This window comes from Burkholderia sp. BCC1985 (assembly GCF_905339915.1).
In the GTDB taxonomy this organism is placed as follows: domain Bacteria; phylum Pseudomonadota; class Gammaproteobacteria; order Burkholderiales; family Burkholderiaceae; genus Burkholderia.
Window position 1 is genome coordinate 1 of the sequence record NZ_CAJPGY010000054.1, and the last position, 16,594, is coordinate 16,594.

Sequence of the window (16,594 nt, forward strand, 5' to 3'; positions counted from 1 at the left end):
GTGCAGGTTGTGCTCGCGCAGGATCGTCTTGATTTCGAAAAAGCGCGTGTTCGGCGTCGCGACTTTGGCACGGATCCACTGCGGCTTGCGAAGCGGCTCGATCGGGACGATCTTAATCGGGATGCGCGCCGTTTTAGCCTGTGACTTCTGCTTTTCCGAAGCGTCGTAGCGCCCCGCCGCGCTCGTCAAGGCCACCCTCTTCTCGCTCGCATCGGTCATTTGCGCCCTCCTGTCCGGCTCTCTTGCGAAAGCCGGTGGTCAACAGCCAATTTGTCGGTCGAAATGATCGCCATGCGGCACTTCACTAAAACCTCATCGAAGAGCTCGCAACGTACGAATCGCGTCAAGCCGGATGGTCATATCGCGTGTGCCGGCTATTGATTTCATTCTAGAAATGACGCGCGCGTCCCTCGTCCACCCAAAGGATGATAAAAATTTCCGAACTTCGTCAGGCGACGGCGTTTGCGCTGATGCAACCCCGTTAATCGCTGCGTGCTGGCGAACGTTAAAACACGTGTCTACCCGTGCGTCGACGCGGCCGCGTCGAGAGCCAACCCCGTCAGGATTTCGTAGATACGTACGTCGAGCCCGCGGGCGTATGCCGCGCTGAATACGAAATCATCCAGCGTGAATGTTGATTCCTTGACGACGAGTGCGCCTGCCTGGATTTCGTGCCGCGCGACTGCGCCTGGCATCACGGCGATGCCGATCCTGTCGACCGCCATCTTCACGATCGTCGACAGGGACCAGTTCGCGAAGATGCGTGGGGAAGGCTTGTCCCGCGTCGCAATGGCGTCCCTCAGCGTGATGTACGGATGAGTCCGCTTCGGCAGTGTGATGATCGGGAAACGCGCCAGGGTCTCCGGCGTCAATGGTTTGTCGCCGACATCGAGATCAGGGGACACAAGGAAGTCGACTGGATATCTGCACAGCGGCACTTCGACGAAATCGGGATCCACCACCGGCCCAGCTAGCAAAAACGCCATGTCGATCTCACCGGACTTGAGCGCATCGCGAAGCGCCGGAGTGATGTCGACCACGATGTCGATGACGATACCCGAATGTTCGCGATGCACACGCTCGATGAACTCGGTGAGCCACATATGAACGATCGTTTCTGCGACACCCAGACGAACCACGCCGGACAGCGTCTGAGGGCTCGCAATCGCCGAAATCAGTTCGGACTCGAGCGCCAGGAACCGCTCCGCGTATTCCAGCAGCGTTCGGCCACGGGGTGTCAACCGGATGGTGCGAGCCGAGCGCTCGAACAGCAGCACGCCCAGAGCGTCCTCCAGGCCGGAAATCCGGTGCGACACCGCGGATTGCGTCGTATGCAGCTTGGTCGCCGCCTTATGAAAGCTGTTGAGCGTTGCGACCCAGTAGAAGGTTTCCAGACTTTTCAGATTGATCATCTGCTCTGTTCACGTCGAACATGAAGAAAATTGCCAACCCGCAATCGTTCAGACGCAACAGGTGTCAGCGGCAATCGACCTCAGCGATTGACGAGCTGCTTCGGAAGGCTCAGCGTCAGCACCACGCCGATTGCGGCCATCAACGAAATGAAGAAAACGCCGTAATCGGTGCTCCCGGTCATGTCCTTGACGACGCCTACGACATAGGGGCAGACGAACCCGCCCAACCCGCCGACACAGTTGATGAAGGCGACACCGGCAGCCATGCCGATCCCGGTCAGGAACAGTCCCGGAATCGAAAACAGCATCGACGTCGTACTGTATGCACCCAGGGCTGCGACACACAACGCCGCCAATGCAATGGCCGGCGCGCCCCGCGTGAATACACTGGCGACGAGCCCCGCAATCACGCACAAAAACGGCACGACGAGATGCCAGCGGCGTTCGCGAAGTTTATCGGAGCTTCGACCGATCAGATACATCCCGACGAACGCCGCACTGAACGGCAACGACGTGTAGAGCCCGATACGCAGGACGTCGCCTGGCGCAAGCTGCGCGACCAGCGTCGGCAACCAGAACGAAACGCCGTACGAACAAATTGCCGAGCAGAAGCAGATGAGCATCATGTGCCAGACCTTTCGGTTCGTCATCGTCTGCCGCAGGTTCATCCCGGCGCCCTGTCCGTCTATCGCTCGACGATCCGCTTCCAGCTCGCGCTCGATCAAGCGTCTGTCTCGATCCGGCAACCAGCGAGCGGACGCCGGGCCGTCGTCGAGGAATACGAGCGTCAGTAGCCCGAGCACAAACGACGGTATCGCCTCGATGACGAAAAGCCATTGCCATCCCGCCAGTCCATGCGCGCCCTCGAACGCCGACATGATCGCACCGGATACCGGCGCCCCGATCATGCCGGACAAGGGCACCGCCCCGACAAAGAGCGCCACCATCTTCGCGCGGCGCGCGGACGGAAACCAGTATGTGAGGTACAGAATGATGCCGGGATAAAAGCCGGCCTCGGCCACCCCCAGCAGGAAGCGAAGCACATAGAACTGGGCTGGCGTCGAAACAAACGCAAAGGCCGCCGAAATCAGCGCCCAGAGAATCATGATTCGCGAGATGGTCCTTTTCGCACCGATCTTCGCCATCAGCACATTGCTCGGCACCTCGAACATGAAATAGCCGATGAAGAACAGGCCGGCCCCCAGCCCGTACGCCGCGTCCGTCAGCCCGAGATCCGACAGCATCCGCAGCTTCGCGAAGCCGATGTTGATGCGATCGAGATATGCCGTGACGTAGCACAACATCAGGAACGGCATGATCCGAAAGGCGACCGACCGGTACGTACCCTCAGAATGCGCGCCGTCACGGACCGGCCCGGCTGCTGAATCGTATTGCATGCTCACGTCTCTCCCTTCAGATTTCGTACCGATCTTGATCGGCGTACGCTTGGCAATCCGCACGTGCGGGCGTCAGGATATTTCTACGGTCGCCTCTACTTCCACGGCCATGCCGGACGGCAAGGAATTGGCACCGGTCGCGATACGAGCGTGCCGCCCCGCTTCACCGAGAACGGCAAAGAGCAGGTCCGAAGCACCATTCAGCACCTTCGCGTGTTCAATAAAATCGGCGCTGCACTGCACGACGCCAGCCACGCGAATGATGCGAACGACGCGCGAAAAATCGCCCTCCAGCATTCGTCCGATGTGGCTCAGGATATTCAGTGCACAGAGCTGAGCTGCGCGCTGCCCGTCTTCCACGCTGAGGTCGGTGCCAACCTTGCCTGCATATAGAAGTTCACCGCCCAGACGTGGCCCCTGGCCCGCTATCTGAAGGTAGTTTCCGGACCGCACCGCAGGCAGATAACTGCCGCGCGGCACGCTCGCCGGCGGCAGTTCGAGGCCCAGTTCGGCGAGACGCGCATCGATCGTGGTCTGTTCCGTCATTTCAACTGCCTCCAGTCGCCGCGCTCCCCCTGCCAGTTGATCGAGTCGCCCAACGTGCGTCGAACACTCGCGCGCAGCGTACGAAGCAACCCCTCCCATTCGACCGCGCTGATGCCATCCACGGCTGGCTCTGGCGCCATGAACATGCCGTCCACACCGCCCGAATTGACGCAGCATTCGATGCAGCGGATCTCGAGTTCGGGATCATGAAACACGACAGGGTTCTCCAGCAACGCCGAAAGCGCCGCGATGATTCCAGTCGCGCCCCAGTTCGACACGTTCGCGACGACGAGGTGATCCGCCGCGTTGACCGCCGCAACGCCTCCCCGACCGACAACGCCGGTCGACGCGGCCTTCGGCGAAAAAGCGGGCAGATCTGCCGCAATCACACCCATGCCGAGTTCGTTACCCCCATCGCCCACGCCGATATGCAGAATGCCGCGCTCCTTGCCCTGATAAAACAGGTAATCGAGGTCGGCGACGAGTCCGTCGAGCGGGCGGCCGCCAAGGCCGTGGTAGAGCCCCAGCGCATTGCAACCGGGGCGCTCGATCGAAATCATCACGCTGGGCCGGGTACGCTCGAGCAGGTCGTCCGAAACGCGATGACTGCCTTCCTTGTCCTTGGGGACGGTCCGGATGTAGATGGGCCGCAGGTACTCGATCCCTTTCACCACACCGTTGTCCGGGAACGGCATCGGCGCCAGCCCTGCGCCGCGGCAGGTCTGCACCATCATCTCCTCCCAGCCCTCGTCGATCACGATGACGGTCGGCACCCCAAGGCCCAGGAAGAAGGCGCGCGCCATCAGCGCGGCGCCCACCGGACCATCGGTTTCGGGTGCACCGCCACCCTCCGGGAATCCCGTGGCGATGAGCACCGGACCGCCTTGTCGCCGCACCGCCTCGACGATTCGTTCGGCCGCGCCCATGCATGCAAAGCCCGGCTGCCGCTTCTGCAGCGCCTCGTAGATGTTTCCGATGAGCCCGACGCCCGTATAGTCGAGCGTCATGAATCCGTCAATCGTGCGCGCGACGCGTTGATACTGTTTGCTGTCTTGTTGCAGCATGGCAATTGCCTCCTGGCAGAAATGCGCTCTGGGTAGATGAATGTTGGACGGTCAGGTCAATGCACTGACGAAGACATCGTGGTCCACGTTACCGCCGCTCAGCACCAGCACGACATTCTTTCCGGCAACGTCGAGCTTCCCGGCAAGTACCGCCGCGAGCGGCACTGCACCGCCGGGTTCCACGACGAGTTTCAGCGTCTCGAACGCCACGCGCATAGCCCGACGCACCTCGTCATCGTCGACGACGAGACTCCCGGCCAGCAGCCTCTTGTTGATCGGAAACGTAAGCTTGCCGGGAGAGGCGACCTGCAGCGAATCGCAGATAGACCTGGCGCCCGCGGCATTGGCGACCTGCTCCCCCTTTGCAAGCGATCGTGCGTGATCGTCGAACCCCTTCGGCTCAACAGCATAGAGACGCGCGTGCCGGCAGTACGCGTTGATCGCCGTCGCGACCCCGGCGACCAGGCCGCCGCCGCTAGCAGCCGCAAGAACCACATCCGGTACCACGGAGATGGCCTGCGCTTGCTGCACAATCTCGAGGCCGACGGTGCCCTGGCCGGCCATCACCTGACGATCGTCATAGGGGGGAACGGTCACTGCGCCGGTGCGCTCGGCAATGTCCCGTCCGATTGCTTCCCGGTCATCCGTTTGTCGGTCATACAGACGCACGGTTGCACCATAGGCCCGTGCACCTTCGATTTTTGCCTTGGGTGCATCCGACGGCATGATGATGGTGGCCGGCATGCCGAATCGCGCGCAAACCGCCGAGATCGCCAGCGCATGATTTCCAGACGAGAAAGCGACGACGCCTCGCGGCCGCAGTGCAGCCGGAATTTGCAGCACGCGATTGCATGCGCCCCGGAACTTGAAGGAACCCGTCTTCTGAAGGCTTTCCGCCTTGACGAGCACACGGGCTCCTGCCGCGCGGTTGAGCGCCTCGCTCTCGAGCAAAGGCGTTCGTACGACGAACGGAAGGATACGTACATAGGCTGCTTCGATGTCGGCGACCAAGAAATCGCCGGATGAGAGATCGGTCATGGCATTCGCTCACGGTGAAAGACGTCAGCGCATTACATCAACCGCGACCGATTCAATCCAATGAAGAACAAAAATGCTCATTGATCGATATTCGTAATCGATCGGTGACGCACGCCGAACGTTCGATCGCGTGCGCCCCCGACTCATCCGGGGTGCGCACGTCACGACTCGATCTTCCGGCCGCCGAACGCAGCGAGCAGAAGCAGTCCGGCGAGCAACGCAAATGCAAGATGCAAACCGATCGCATGCGCAAAGAAGCCGACAATTGCCGGTCCGACCAGATTGCCGCCATAGCCCAATGTCGTGATCGACGAAATTGCGGCAGAAGGATCCATTGCCGTTTGCCGCCCGGCAGCAGCAAACAGGATGGGTACGATGTTCGCGCACCCGGCCCCGCACACGGCAAACCCGATGATCGCGCCCGTGCCCGATGGCGAAGCGATCGCGATCGACATCCCGACCGCGCCGAGGATCCCGCCCGATACAATCACCGGGCGCGAACCGAAACGGGTAATCAACATGTCGCCGAAGAGTCGACCGATCGCCATCGTCATCGCGAACGCGGTATAGCCGAAGCCTGCGCGATCTTGCGGATAGGTCTTCACGGATGTCAGGAACAGTGCGCTCCAGTCGAGCATCGCACCTTCGACGAGAAAGCATCCGATCGCAATGGCTCCCATCAGGACCACGATCCCCTGCGGCAGGATCAACACCGAGGCCCTGCGCTCGCCGGGTCCTGCCGGCTCCAGATATCGCGCGTAGCGAAACATGAGCACGGCGATGACGACAACCATGGCACCCGCTACGCCAAGCGGATTCGCTCCGGCCGACAACAGCGAACCGCCAACCAGCGAGCCCGCGATTCCGCCGACGCTGAACAGGCCATGAAAACCGGACATCAGTTGCTCGCCGCTTTGCCGCTCGATGAGCGTGGCCTGGATGTTCATCGCGACATCGACGAATCCCAGCCCGGCGCCGAAGATCAACAGCGTGACCGCCATCGCCGGCATGCCGGATAGCATCGCCAGGAGCGGAAGCGACGCGCAAATCATCGCGGCACCGGCGCTGATGACCTTGCGGCAACCGTATCGTTCGACCGCGCGCTGACAGAGCGGCATGCACCCGACGGCACCGATTCCCAGGAAGAGCAGCAGGAAGCCGAATTTCGCTTCGTCGACGTCAAGCCGCGCTTTCGCGTACGGCACCAGCGGCGCCCACGTCGCGACGCTGATTCCGGCGAGAAAGAACGATGCGCGTGTTGCAGCCCGCTTATTGTTTTCGCTTGTAGTCTCAACGACCATGGTTTGGGATTCGTCCGATAAATCGGACGTCTTGTGGGTGAACGGATGTGGAGGAGCCCGTTGTGACGTTTCTGCATCGGCTGTTACAGACAGCCCGACGCACCGAGAACGACGAGCCGGAAAATAAAAAAGATCCCGAAAATTGCTCGGGATCAAAGGAGAAACGACCCAGGATGAGGCGGAACATCTCCGCCCTGGTCGTTCAACGATTTAGTCCTTGTGGCTGCGACCAAGTCTTTCGAAGGTCTCCGGGCGCAGATACTTGAAATATTGAGCCAGTGCGATGCCCACGAGCAGCACCCCGATGAGGCAGTAGAACATCCACACGTACTGCCCCGGATCGCCGCCAGCCAGAACATCGAAGTGTTGGGCAATCAGCACGACGAGCGCGATGAAGAACACAGAGGAAATCGCGGGTGCGACCGCCGACTTGAAAAAGCTGACACCCTGGTGCCTGCCGCTCCGGCCGTACCACACCAACGACGAGATGCTGACGATGGCCATCAGGACGACGATCCCCGACGTACCTACTCCGGAGAGTTGCCCGTAGAGCAGATCAGGCTTGGCCCCCATCACAATGAAGGGGATCAGCACGCAAAGCACCATCACTGAAACCGTGATCGACGCGAGATAGGGCGACTCATGCCTCGGATGAACCTTGCCGAGGAATCGCGGCAGCGCGCCGTCGGTGCCGAGGTTATGCATGTAGCGCGCCAAGACGTTCTGGGTGGACAGCGCCGATGCGAATGCCGACGTCAGTACCAGCAGCGAGATCACGACATGGAGACGACCGCTAACGAATTTCGAGAATGCGTCGGGAAACATTGCGGCAGGTGTCTTGGTAGCGATGTCCTGGACATGCGACCCATAGGCCATGATCAGTGCGTACGCACAAATCGTGTAGACAACGCCGATGAAGATGACCGCACCATAAGTGGCTACCGGAATCGTCCGGTCAGGCATCCGGACTTCGTCCCGGAACAGCGCAGTCGCCTCGAATCCCATGAAGAAGCCGACGATGAACAGCACCGAGAACGGCACACTCGCGCTCTTCGACAATTGGCTTGGCGCAAACGGCGCGGTCGCCGAGAGATCCGCCGCCCCACCCTTCGCCAGCACGAAGAACGAAAAGACAAGACACACCGCGATCTCGAGCAGCATGATCCACGTCAGGACCTTCGCCGACAACTCGACATGCAGGTAACTAAGGATCCCGCAGGCCATCCAGCACGCGATCGTGGGGACATACCACGGGAGCGTGGCGCCAGTCGTTTCATGAAGAAGATCGGAGCAGGACACGCCGAAGAACGACGTGACCCCGGCCAGTAGCAAAAAGTACGATACTGCCGCGAGGATGCCCGACCCGAGACCAGTCGACTTCCCGATGCCGAAACTCACGAACGCATAGAAGTCGCCCGGGCGCTTGACGATGTTGTTGAGCGTTACGTAACCGACGGAAAAGAACAGAAGAACGATCGTCACAACGACGAACAGGAAGGGGCTGCTTACCCCTCCGAACATCAACGCGAACGGAATGTAACCGGACACGGTGGTCAAAGGTGCCGAGAATGCGAGCACCATCAGTGCCAGGCCGATCGGCCCCATGTTTCCCGACAACTTTTTGGGAGCAGATTCACTTATGCGAATCTCTTGCATGTTCATCTCCATCTCCGTCCCACCTCCGTCGTTATGTGAATCTTCGTCGCACGAAAACACCTGAAAATTTTCGTTCGCTCGTGCAAGCACGCTTGCCTGTCGACTCGTCACGCATACAATTTCTTGCGGGATTCGTTGCAGGGATCTTGCGGCACGTCAGAAGCGGCTTCGGTAAGATCCATCGAGGATGGCAATGCAGCGGCGACTGGTATTTGTCGGCTTATTTCGCTACATTTGTCTCACGATTTCGCTTCAAGACGCCTTTTGTGCACGGCAAGTGAAACGATCGTCCACCTCCAAATTGAAGAGGTCCAATTGCAATTCGCGATTTGGACTGATCGGAGAAATTGATCAGTGGCGAGACATCCGCTATGTAATTTCAGCTTAGATTCCGACGCACTTGCTGGCACCGTCGGGCGGGCGCCGACAGAGTTCTGGTAAGTGGTTGTTGAACTTCCGGCTCGGGAATGATGCGGGTTGTCGTATCTGCAAGCACCTCGGCAGGTAGCCTTCACGCGCCTCGGGTACAACGCGAGCGGTGTCACAGCTCGGCTGCGAGGCCATGCGATGTCCGGCCGGGCACAGTTAGGACACGATCCACGATTGAACCGTTTCGCGATTTGGTGCGCGGCTGGTTTGACGCCGACGTTCAGGCCACGACGATCTTCAACGCGCTTCGGAGCAGTCACGGCTATACGGGCAGCTATTCGGCAGTGCGGCGCTTTCTGCTGCACCTGAAAGTCGAGCGCGGCGCGAGCGCGACGACGATCCTTGAGTTCGCGCCGGCTGAGGCCGCACAGGCCGACCTCGGCGTGGTCCCGTGCTCACGCATAAGTCCGGGGTTCTGCTCAAGACATGGTTCTTCGTTATGACGCTGTGCTGGTCGCGGCACCAGTATGGAGAGCTCGCGCTGGATCAAACGGTCGAGACGGCTGGCCTGCCACCGGCGCGTCTTCGAATGGTTCGGTAGCCGTATCGAACGCGTTGAACGGTCCCGGTTTTCAGTGCCAAAGGCAATGTTAGTCTTCGGCGTCCTGTTGGTCCGTCAGTTGGGCCTGCAGGCCCAACTGACGGACGTATTCGGCAGGCGGCACTTCACCGAGAGCCCTGTGAGGCCGACTCTCGTTGTATTCGACCCGCCATCGTTCAATCTGCTCCCTGGCGAAATCAGACGACGCCTAACCAGGTGTTGTCGATCAGGAATGCGCGGTCGGCTGGCTACATCGCCTTGGGCAGGTTGATCCTGCTTCGGCCGTAGCAGCGCCTCACATCGGCAGTGGGGAGTTGTGACCGCCGTCGAACAAGTGCTACGCAACCGAGCCAAGCGACAGATCCGGCGTACCAAACCGGACAAATACCAAATTGACTTTGGCGCCTCGCGCAGTGGCCTAGGGCATCAGCTCGAGTTCGTGACGTCCCGACGAGGGCGTTCCAACGCGACGCCCTCCTCCGCCTCCAGGAGAGTTCGCCGACGCTGAATCGCCAGTCTGCCGGCGCTAACTGCACCAACGCCCTCTTGCTCAGCGATGTCGTCAGGGCTGTTGACAGGAAGCTTCCCGGCGACGAGCTTTCGCATGAAAGCGGTCTTGCCCGAGCCATTCTGACCGGCCATCACCCAAACCTGCGATCTCACAGTACGCGGTCCACCACCAGCACGTCACGCTCGTCGAGCTTCATCAACTCGCGGCGGCCGTCGGGATACTGGCGAATAACGCGCCCTGGGAAAGCGTCATCCCCCACGTAGATCGGTTGTCCCGCATTCAGGTGATGGCGCGCGGCTTCGTCGCCTGCGCCTTCGATCTCGCGTTCAAACGACTCAAAAAACCTATCGACATCGGCAGGTCCAGCGGTTTCCAGAATACGCACATCAAGCATGTAAATCTCCCGGCAGCGCACGGCCAGCACAAAGCACATCGTACCGTATCCGGTTACACCATCCGCCCCCTGCCCAAACCGTGCACATGCGCCAGCAAACGTCGCGCCTCTGAACCTAGTGAAAGTCGTGGGCACTCTGGCGTGTCGCACGTCCGAGTTGCTCGTCGCAGCCGGGCTATGGCCTTGAGAATCGAACGCGTGGCCCAATCCGGCTTGGGGTGGGCGACGGGAATCGAACCCTCGTCGCAAGTTTGGATCTGGATTCGGGGCAAGGCTCGCAAACGGCCAAGAACGGACGATCTTCCATTATCATTTGGACCCCAAAGCGGCATTTCCCAAAACTAGCGACATCGGCCCGGCGCGCGTGATCGCACGACTACTTCTTACTCGACGAATCAAGGAATGTGCATGCCGGAGCCTGGCCAATCCCTCGTAGCGAAACCATCCGCTACGGAGATTTTAGCCAACTCATCGGCACCGCCGTCACGCCTGCCGTGAGCGCGACGGCGGTGCTGCAATCCCATCGGTATCGTTGCATGCCGCCATCTCGCGATGGGCGCCGATAGCAATGGTTTCTTATTGCCCTTCTATCAAAAGTTATGCCGCACACCCACGCGAAGGGCCACTTGATTGCCCGTCGACGATGGCGTCAGGAAAGTCAGCGCAGCAACGGCTGCCTTTCCAGTGGAATCGATACCCGTTGCGCGCTCCCACGACGTCGTCGCGTAGAGCAGCGTTCGCTTGGAAAGGTTGTACAAGGCACCCACGTTGAGTTGCAGGTACTTCGCCGACTCAGCCTTCGTATAGTCATAGGACGCTCCGAGCATGAAGGCGGGCGTTAGATTGTAGGTAGCGAGTGCTTCGAAATTGTTGAACGTCGCGGTTCCCGAGAATGGCGTCGACGACGTGCGCACCACGTTCTCGAACCGAGTGTTCGTATATGTGAAACCGACTAGCGCTTGCCCAAGCCGATAGTTGATGCCGGCGCCAGCGACCTGCAAGGCTCGCGCGGACGTGTATCCGCTGAATATCGGATTGGTGATCGGATTGATGAAGGCACCTCCGGCGACCGGTGCCGCGGACGCATCATAGATAGAGGTAGCGGGATTGTCGATGCGCGAGAAGACAGCCGCCGCGCTGAGCGCGTTGTCAGAGTAACTGAGACTGACGGACTCCTTCTTCCCGTTCGAGAAATCACCGGCGACGCCCCCGAAACTGAACAACGCCGAAACCTTGAATCCCGCATAGTTCGGCGAGACATATTTGACCGAATTGCTCAGCGAATAATCACCCCATACATTGTCGACATCCGCGGCATGCGCCGCAAGGATGCCGCCAAAGCGGCTCGACGCAGACAGACCAATCAAAGAATCGAGGACCAGGTCATACTGACGCCCCATCGTCACCGTACCGAACGGCGACCCTAAGCCGACGTATGCCTGCCGCCCGAACAGGCGGCCACCGTTGTTCAGCGTCCCCTTGTTGATGTCGAAGCCATTCTCCAGGCGTGCAAGCGCGCTGTACCCGCCGCCGAGGTCTTCCTTGATCAGGAAGCCCCATTTGCTGCTTCCGAGTGCGCCATTCGATGCTTGAATATTGCTGTGGCCACCCTGATTATTGGTGTAGGTAACACCATCGTCCACCGTCCCATACAACGTAACCGAGCTCTGCGCATGGGTTCCCGCTGCCGCCGACATGAACATCGCTGCAAGACATGCCTTTTTCATTGATGATCCTAACCTGTAATGTGGATTTACGTTTGCGCCACCTCGATCGCGTCCACATGGACATCGATGATATGAAGCGCATTCACAAAATATTTATTTAGTTTTACTTAATTTATCGAACGATTCAGTCAAATCGAAAACGATTCAACTACCTTCTTCATCGACGTTCAGAAGCGTGAGCAATCTAAACGCTGTCCAGCTTCGAAATGTCAACCGACGATGCCGCTTCCTTCTCCGCCTCTCTCAACAAGAGAAACGTCGGCGTGCAAATGCACGACACAAGTTGTATCAGTCGCTCTTCGACATGATCGTAAGCATTCCGGTGATGCAGGAGATTGAGTGATCCGATCACACTACCTGCGCACCAAATGGGAAGATTGAGCACGGAATGCAGGCCCTGGCTGATCAGCAGTTCCGCCTCAGAAAATACGGCATGAATATCGTTCTCGTTGCTGCCGATGTAGGGTAACCCTTGGTCCAATACGCGCGCCGACCAGGGCCCCTTACCCGTGCTTTTGAAGCCCCCCACCGGACTAACCGCTTCGTCCGTCGAGAAGATGCGGCGCATCAGCCTCGGCTCCGGCAAGTACACCAAGCCAGTCAGCAAGCTATAGCCAAAGACGGATTCCGCTAGCCTTGAAATCAAGGACCACTGCACCTCGGCACTTGCGGTGCGACCAAGCTCATCCGCAACCTGTGCGAAGTACTCGAACGTGTGCTCGTGCGTCATTCGTTGATGCCCTCCAGGATCAAGCCTTGGGTGTTTTTGCCGAAGAACAGAATGCCCAGCCCACCGACGAAGAGCACGGCGGTGATCAGTACGAAGACTCCACCGAAGCCCAGTACCGGATAGGCCGCGCCGACGATGGTGGGTGACGCAATCGAACCGATGCGAGCAAGAGCCGAAGCGGTGCCCATGCCGGTAGCGCGAATCGAGGTCGGATAAATCTCGGCCGTATAGGTGTACTGGCCGGCGATCACACCATTCATTCCGAAGGACAGCAGCATGCTGTAGAGGACGATCTCCGTATCGCCCGCGGCGAACGGCAGTCCCAGCGCAGCCAGACATGCCACGAGCATGTAGGCCAGAATGGTGTACTTCCGACCGATTCTGTCATTCAGGTAGGCCGCGGAGTAGTAGCCGGGAATCTGTGCCAGATAGATCAGGATGGTGAACGAGAAACTCTTGGTGACGGTAATACCTTTGGCCACCAGAAGGCTGGGTATCCAGACCAGGAAGGCGTAGTAACAGAAAATGACGGCAATCCAGAGCGCCCAGACCACGATCGTGGTGGTACGGTACTGCGGCTTGAACAGCACGGCCAGCCGACCAAAGAAATTGGCATGCGCGTTGGCGGCAGACGGGATTGCTCGGTTCGGACTTCTTTCGGGTACCGGCAACGGTTGGCCCGAGTCACCTTTCACTTGAGCCTCAATGGCATCGCACACCCTTGCTGCTTCCCCATGACGGCCGACCTCTTCGAGCCAGCGCGGTGATTCGAAGAGTGCACGGCGCATCCACAGCAGGAATACCACCGGTAGCGCCGCGATGATCATAAGATAGCGCCAACCATTGGGGCCCGTCGGCACGACGAGATAGCCCAGAAGTGCGGAAAGTACAAAGCCGAACGAGAAGAACCCCGCTAGCGCGCCGGTGAAGCGGCCGCGATAGCGACTGCTGACGAACTCGGCCAAATACGGTGCAATGATCGCACCCTCGGCTCCCATGCCGACACCCGCGATCATGCGAAGGATGTAGAACTCGTGGAAATTCGTCGCGAATGCGTTGGCGAAGGTTGCGACGCAAAACAGCACCAGCGACCACATCATTACCACCTTGCGGCCGAAGCGGTCACCGAGCAATCCGGACAACAACGCGCCGACCAGGAATCCGACATAGGTGCTACTGGCGATCCAACCAGCCTGGCCACCCGTCAGGACCCATTTTGCGCGAAGGGATGGCAAGATGAACGCGATGATGCCAGCGTCCAGCGCTTCAAAAGCCAGCCCCAGGCCGCCGGTGATGAGAAGTTTGAAGTGAAAGCGGCTGAACGGCAAACGCTCCAGGCGCTCCGACACGGTGTAGGACATGAATTGTTCTCAAGTACGATGGATGGGATGCCTATCAGAGGCCGTTCTTGTGGACTACGCCGTCCTGCATGACAAGCTTGATAGCAGTGTCGTGCCGGGTCAGCAACGCGATGTCATCGAGCGGATTTCCATCGATGAGCAGTAGATCGGCATAGGCCTGCTCTGCGACCTCACCCAACAAGCCCGTGTGATTCAGAATCTCGGCGCTTATCAGCGTCGCCTGCTGGATCGTCTTGGCGTTGCCCAGGACCTTGGCGCGAAGCAGTAGCTCTTCGGACTGCATATAGTGCGTTTCGCCCAAAAGGTCGGAGCCGTAGCCCATCTTCACCCCGACCTTGTCCAGAAGCGCCAATGCCTCCAGACCATTGGTTCGTACCGCGGCTATCTTGCGCGCAGACTCGGGCGGCAGGCCGTACTTCTCGCCATCGTTCGCCAGCCCTTCGTACGTGATAAGCGTGGGCACCATGTAGGCGCCTTTTTCCTTCATCAGTTGGGCTGTAGGTTCGTCCACCAGGTTGCCGTGCTCGATGGTGCGCACGCCGCACTGAATCGCGCGCGTAATCGCCTTGGGCGTATACGCATGCGCCATGACATACGTGTTGGCGTTACTTGCCTCTTCCACGATGGCACATAGTTCAGCTTCGGAAAAACCCATGTTGTTGATCGGATCATTCGGCGATGCCACTCCGCCGGATGCCATCACCTTGATCTGCGACGCGCCCTTCAGGATCTCCTCGCGGACCGCAAGGCGACACGCATCGACGCCATCCACAACGCGAGCAATGTTGCCGATCTTGTGAGCACACGCGCATGGGTCTTCGAGGATGTCATTGCGCGCACGAAAGTCACCATGCCCGCCGGTTTGCGACAAAGCCTTGCCTGCGCAGAAGAGGCGTGGTCCGACTATCTGCCTCGTTCTTACGGCCTCGGCCAATGCCCAGTCAGCCCCACCAGCGTCGCGCACTGCGGTGAAGCCGCGATCCAGCATGCCCTTCATAATCGGGAGTGACCGAAGCAGTGCGAGCGCGTTCGGCATGCGAGCGACTGCGCCCAAATTGAAGGACGAAGCCATCACGTGCACGTGGCAATCGATCAGGCCAGGCATCAAGACCATTCCCTTGGCGTCGATTTCCTGCGCCCCTTCGCACGCTAGATCAGCACCACTTATTTTCTGGATGATGCCGTCCTGGATCAGGACGGCATGAGTAAAATGCAGCTCAAGATTCCTCGTATCGAGAATCCTGGCATTTCTGATGATGGTCGGTCTCATAATTGTCTGATGCACAGTAGGCTGTCATCGTTGTCGTAACGCACCAGAGAGTAGCGACGGCAAAAATATGCGTCTGCATGTTTCTCGGCCAGGTCTCCGCCAAATTGTTCTACCTCCATGAGTACTACTCATACAAACCATGCGCAGACGTTGCCCCACCATTTCTGAGCTGAATGCCTTCATCGTCTCGGCCCGACACCTGTCCTTTTCGATGGCAGCGAAAGAGTTGTTCGTGACGCAAAGTGCTATCAGCAGACATATCGCTGAGCTCGAGGATTACCTTGGGCATCAGCTATTCATCCGGTCCCGAAATGGCCTGGCGCTTACCCATATCGGCGAGAACTATCTCAAGCAGGTCCGACCGGCCCTACAGACATTGGAAGGCGCCACGACGCAAGTGATGTCCACCGCACGGCATACCCATTTGCTGAATTTGTCGGTGGCTCCCACCTTCGCGGCCAACTGGCTGCTCTGTAGACTCGAGGTTTTCCGGTCGCTCAACCCGGACATCACAATCAACTTCGTGCGTTATCACTTCGTCGACAACATGGAGACAAGTCCTGACCACGACGCATCGATTCAGTACGGTTACGGAGACTGGACGATCGCAGAGGCGACCTATCTGATCGGCAAGGAAACCAGTGTGGTGTGTTCGCCAGCCTATCGGGACCGACATGCCATCAAGCACTTCATTGATCTGAAAGACTGCACCCTGCTGCAGCACAACGAGATTCCGTCGGCGTGGGAAGACTGGTTTATCGCTCACGCCGACGAGCACAAGAGCGCCCGTATCGGGCCGGGGTTCAGTCTCTTCACCTTGATCATCCAGGCCGCCATTGCGGGGTTCGGTGTTGCGCTGGTTCCCTCGTGTTTGGTGACGGACGCGTTGGCGAGTGGGCGGTTGATCGAGCCGTTTGGTCAGCGCTTTGAGAGTCCCCTCGGGTACTACCTGTGTGCGCCCAACTTGCACAGCAACATGAAGAGTTATCGGCGATTTGGTGAGTGGCTGCACCACGAGTGCCGCCACATCGATCCAGCCCAGCGCACTGTCACTGAGGAGGAACGAATGGAAATGCAGCAGTGTCGCTATTGTCAGCAGCACCAAAACGGAAGCTCGTAGCTCCCGCGGGCGTTATCGCACACGGCGTTGTCATCGTTACTAGCAACTGTTGCCGATTCACCCAATGTTTTGATTCTCGGACAAACGTCACGTTCTG

13 protein-coding genes and 2 pseudogenes are annotated in these 16,594 nt (G+C 59.1%); 1 reads left to right on the forward strand and 14 read right to left on the reverse strand.

Annotated elements, in window-relative coordinates; translation table 11 throughout:
- The 14 genes and pseudogenes from U4Z31_RS32710 to U4Z31_RS32775 form a co-directional block, all read right to left on the reverse strand.
- Positions 1 to 219, reverse strand: a pseudogene (locus U4Z31_RS32710) (lipoyl synthase); the annotation flags it as partial.
- Between the two features lie 299 nt (positions 220 to 518).
- Positions 519 to 1,412, reverse strand: a complete 894-nt coding sequence (locus tag U4Z31_RS32715) for a LysR family transcriptional regulator (protein ID WP_321812528.1) — start codon at positions 1,410 to 1,412, stop codon at positions 519 to 521.
- 80 nt (positions 1,413 to 1,492) lie between these two features.
- On the reverse strand, positions 1,493 to 2,809 hold the full coding sequence (locus tag U4Z31_RS32720) for an MFS transporter (protein ID WP_321812529.1): 1,317 nt from the start codon (positions 2,807 to 2,809) through the stop codon (positions 1,493 to 1,495).
- 72 nt (positions 2,810 to 2,881) lie between these two features.
- Positions 2,882 to 3,355, reverse strand: a complete 474-nt coding sequence (locus U4Z31_RS32725; protein ID WP_321812530.1) for a RidA family protein — start codon at positions 3,353 to 3,355, stop codon at positions 2,882 to 2,884.
- The gene (locus U4Z31_RS32730) at positions 3,352 to 4,419 is read right to left on the reverse strand and encodes a DUF4392 domain-containing protein (protein ID WP_321812531.1); all 1,068 of its coding nucleotides are present in this window, start codon (positions 4,417 to 4,419) and stop codon (positions 3,352 to 3,354) included. Before U4Z31_RS32730 ends, U4Z31_RS32725 begins: the two co-directional genes overlap by 4 nt.
- A 51-nt stretch (positions 4,420 to 4,470) precedes the next feature.
- Positions 4,471 to 5,457: a threonine/serine dehydratase gene (locus tag U4Z31_RS32735; protein WP_321812532.1), complete on the reverse strand. Its 987-nt coding sequence runs from the start codon at positions 5,455 to 5,457 to the stop codon at positions 4,471 to 4,473.
- 161 nt (positions 5,458 to 5,618) lie between these two features.
- Positions 5,619 to 6,758: an MFS transporter gene (locus tag U4Z31_RS32740; protein ID WP_321812533.1), complete on the reverse strand. Its 1,140-nt coding sequence runs from the start codon at positions 6,756 to 6,758 to the stop codon at positions 5,619 to 5,621.
- A 210-nt stretch (positions 6,759 to 6,968) separates the two neighbouring features.
- Complete coding sequence (locus U4Z31_RS32745) at positions 6,969 to 8,420, reverse strand: APC family permease (RefSeq protein WP_321812534.1); 1,452 nt, start codon at positions 8,418 to 8,420, stop codon at positions 6,969 to 6,971.
- Between the two features lie 1,013 nt (positions 8,421 to 9,433).
- Positions 9,434 to 9,577, reverse strand: a pseudogene (locus tag U4Z31_RS32750) (integrase core domain-containing protein); the annotation flags it as partial.
- A gap of 466 nt (positions 9,578 to 10,043) precedes the next feature.
- On the reverse strand, positions 10,044 to 10,328 hold the full coding sequence (locus U4Z31_RS32755) for a hypothetical protein (RefSeq protein WP_321812535.1): 285 nt from the start codon (positions 10,326 to 10,328) through the stop codon (positions 10,044 to 10,046).
- A gap of 551 nt (positions 10,329 to 10,879) precedes the next feature.
- On the reverse strand, positions 10,880 to 12,016 hold the full coding sequence (locus U4Z31_RS32760) for a porin (RefSeq protein ID WP_321812536.1): 1,137 nt from the start codon (positions 12,014 to 12,016) through the stop codon (positions 10,880 to 10,882).
- A 184-nt stretch (positions 12,017 to 12,200) separates the two neighbouring features.
- Positions 12,201 to 12,746 carry a GAF domain-containing protein gene (locus U4Z31_RS32765; RefSeq protein ID WP_321812537.1) on the reverse strand — a complete coding sequence of 182 codons (546 nt, stop codon included), beginning with the start codon at positions 12,744 to 12,746 and terminating at the stop codon, positions 12,201 to 12,203.
- The gene (locus tag U4Z31_RS32770; protein WP_321812538.1) at positions 12,743 to 14,107 is read right to left on the reverse strand and encodes an MFS transporter; all 1,365 of its coding nucleotides are present in this window, start codon (positions 14,105 to 14,107) and stop codon (positions 12,743 to 12,745) included. The genes U4Z31_RS32765 and U4Z31_RS32770 overlap by 4 nt, the downstream gene beginning before the upstream one ends.
- A gap of 34 nt (positions 14,108 to 14,141) precedes the next feature.
- Entirely contained in the window at positions 14,142 to 15,377 is a 1,236-nt protein-coding gene (locus tag U4Z31_RS32775) for an amidohydrolase family protein (RefSeq protein ID WP_321812539.1), read from the reverse strand.
- Between the two features lie 139 nt (positions 15,378 to 15,516).
- Here U4Z31_RS32775 and U4Z31_RS32780 point away from each other — a divergent pair, with 139 nt between their 5' ends.
- On the forward strand, positions 15,517 to 16,497 hold the full coding sequence (locus tag U4Z31_RS32780) for a LysR substrate-binding domain-containing protein (protein WP_321812540.1): 981 nt from the start codon (positions 15,517 to 15,519) through the stop codon (positions 16,495 to 16,497).
- Positions 16,498 to 16,594: the final 97 nt, after the last annotated feature.